A 2,737-nucleotide genomic window follows, 5' to 3' on the forward strand; every position below is an offset into this window, starting at 1 on the left:
CAGTGCCGGGCGTGCGCCGCCGAGATCGCCGACCTCGCCCACGCGGCGGGTGTCGCGCGGTCGACCGTCGCCGACGCGGAGCTGGAGTCGCCGCCCGCCGACGTGTGGGCGCGCATGCACGACGAGCTGGGCCTGCCGGAGCGGCTCCGGGCCGACCCTCTCCGCCCGGCGGAACCGACAGCGGGCGAGCCGCCCTCCGCCCCACGCCCGCAGCGCAGAATCGCCGCCCGCTGGTGGGTGCTCGCCGCCGTCACGGTCCTCGTCGTCACCGTGGGCGTGAGCACGTGGACGGCGATCTCGGCCGCACTCCGGCCGGTCACGGTCGCCACGGCGACGCTCGACCCGTTCCCCGACCACCCCGATGCGATCGGCACGGCAGAGGTGGACGAGGACCGCGACGGCGCGCGCACCCTCACGGTGTCGCTCGACGGCGAGGTCGGCTCGGAGGACTACCGGGAGGTCTGGCTCATCCGCAACGACGGGAAGGCGCTCATCAGCCTCGGCGTGCTCGACGCCGCGACCGGCGCATTCGCCATCCCCGCGAACGTCGACCTCGACGAGTACGACCTCGTCGACATCTCGTTCGAACCCGTCGACGGCGACCCGGCCCACTCGGGGAACTCCATCGTGCGCGGCACGCTCGACTTCAGCTGAGCGGAGCGCACGACGCCCGCGTCAAGGGGCATGTCCCGAACGCCGAACGCCCCCTACGCTGAGGCCATGACCACACTCATCCTCACTGTCGCGGGTGCCGACCGGCCGGGACTCGTCGCGGCGGTCGCCGACGTCGTCGACGCCCACGGCGGCAACTGGGAGAACAGCTCGCTGGCCGAGCTCGCGGGAACGTTCGCGGGCGTGATCGAGGTGTCGGTGCCGACCGACCGCGCGGGCGACCTGGAGACCGCGCTCCGGGCGATCCAGGGTCAGGGGCTCTTGACGCTGTCGGTGCTCACCGGGACCCGCGGCGTGGCGGAGGAGGACGAGGAGCGGCTGCTGGTGATGCAGGTGCTCGGCAACGACCATCCCGGGATCGTGCGGGAGGTGTCGGCCGTGCTGAACGCGCACGCGCTGAGCATCGAGGAGCTCGCGACCGAGACCCGCGATGCGGCGATGGCGGGCGGACGGCTGTTCGAGGCGTCGGTGATCGCGAAGGTGCCGCCGACGGTCGACCTCGACGCACTGCGGGCCGACCTGGAGCGACTCGCGACCGAGATCCAGGTCGACATCACCCTCGGCTGAGCGGACCCCGCCGGCGCGCACTCAGGCGGACGGCGTCTCCGCGGTCGGGACGTCGTCGAGCCCGGAGTACCGCCGCACCCAGTACTCGGTGTACGCGACGTGCGCGGATGCCGCGGCCGACGCGGCGACGGGATCGGCGGCGGCGAGGCCCCGCAGGATCGCGCGGTGCCCGGCGTCGGAGTGCACCTTGAGCTCCGCCGCGTCGTCGGGCTCCGAGATGCGGTACGCCCGGGAGCGGGAGCGCAGCACGTCGATCAGGCTCGTGAGGGCCTCGTTGCCCGCGACCGCGGAGATGCGCATGTGGAACTCGTGGTCGAGGCGTGACTGCGCCTCGAAGTCGGTCGTGGCCTCGATCTCGTCCAGCACCGCGGCGAGCGCCGCCACGGTGTCTGCGTCGATGCGGGCGGCCGCGAGTGCGGCGGCGTGGGGTTCGAGCACCCGGCGCAGCTCCGTCAACTCCAGCACTCCCGCCATGGGCAGCAGCCCGACGGTGAGGGAGAGACTGCCGATGAGGTCGGCCGCGCGCAGCTCGCTGACGTAGCTGCCCGAGCCGTGGCGCGTCTCCAGCACGCCCAGCGCCGCGAGCGTGCGGATGGCCTCGCGCAGCGATCCGCGGGAGACGCCGAGCCGTTCGCACAGCTCCCCCTCGCTGGGCAGGCGGTCGCCGGGGCGCAGCGCACCGTCGGCGATCAGCGCCCGCAGGCCGTGCAACGCCGTGTCGAGTGCGCTCATCGTCATCCTCCCTGACACCCCCGCCCCTCGTGCAGTCTGTCGGAACCGCTCCACGCGACAAACTCGTATGACAACTATGTTTCATCTTCGCGGATTCGTAGCCAAAATCGGGGCCTTGTGGCAAAGTTGTGCAACAACTCGCCCCCACTCATCGATGAGGTCCGATGCCCGCTCCGCTGTTCCCCGCTCCGCTCACGCTGAACTCCGGCCTGCGAGCGCGCGACGCCTGGCCTCTCGACCCCGCGGTCGTGCACCTCAACCACGGGTCGTTCGGCGCGGTGCCGTCGGTCGTGGTCGCACACCAGGACGCCCTGCGTCGCCGCGCCGACCTCAGCCCGGTCGAGTGGTTCCCCCGCATCGCCGAGCGCGTGCAGGACGCCAGGGAGCGCACCGCCCCGTTCGTCGGCGCCCGGGCGGACGACAGCGTCTTCGTGCCCAACGCCTCCGCCGCGGCGACCGTCGTGTACAACGCGCTGCGACTCGAGCACGGCGACGAGATCCTGGTGACGGATCAGGGCTACGGCGCGATCACCATGGGGGCGGAACGCCTCGCCCGCCGCTTCGGGGCGACCGTCCGCACCGTCGCCCTCCCGCTGCTCGCGCCCGACGACGAGATCGTGCAGCTGTTCGCCGACGCCCTCACCCCGCGCACCCGGCTGATCGTCGTCGACCAGATCACCTCGCCCACCGCCCGCCTGCTGCCCACGCGCCGCATCGCCGACCTCGCGGCCGAGCGCGGCGTGCGCACCCTCGTCGACGGCGCCCA

Annotated in this window: 4 protein-coding genes; 3 read left to right on the top strand and 1 reads right to left on the bottom strand. The window is 72.9% G+C overall.

What is annotated here, in order from left to right; all coding sequences use genetic code 11:
* Together DW299_RS06120 and DW299_RS06125 are read left to right on the top strand one after the other, a co-directional pair.
* Positions 1 to 654, top strand: a 654-nt coding sequence (locus tag DW299_RS06120) for an anti-sigma factor (protein ID WP_136036053.1), incomplete at its 5' end; no start/stop codon positions are given.
* A 66-nt stretch (positions 655 to 720) separates the two neighbouring features.
* Complete coding sequence (locus DW299_RS06125; protein ID WP_136036054.1) at positions 721 to 1,239, top strand: glycine cleavage system transcriptional repressor; 519 nt, start codon at positions 721 to 723, stop codon at positions 1,237 to 1,239.
* A 21-nt stretch (positions 1,240 to 1,260) separates the two neighbouring features.
* Here the strand turns inward: DW299_RS06125 and DW299_RS06130 are convergent, their stop codons facing one another.
* The gene (locus tag DW299_RS06130; RefSeq protein WP_136029435.1) at positions 1,261 to 1,971 is read right to left on the bottom strand and encodes a FadR/GntR family transcriptional regulator; all 711 of its coding nucleotides are present in this window, start codon (positions 1,969 to 1,971) and stop codon (positions 1,261 to 1,263) included.
* Between the two features lie 164 nt (positions 1,972 to 2,135).
* Between DW299_RS06130 and DW299_RS06135 the strand changes: the two genes are divergently transcribed.
* Positions 2,136 to 2,737: aminotransferase class V-fold PLP-dependent enzyme (locus DW299_RS06135; RefSeq protein ID WP_136036055.1), on the top strand; the 602-nt coding region annotated here is incomplete at its 3' end.

Origin of the sequence: Microbacterium sp. K35 (assembly GCF_004794375.1) — a bacterium.
Taxonomy (GTDB): domain Bacteria; phylum Actinomycetota; class Actinomycetes; order Actinomycetales; family Microbacteriaceae; genus Microbacterium; species Microbacterium sufflavum.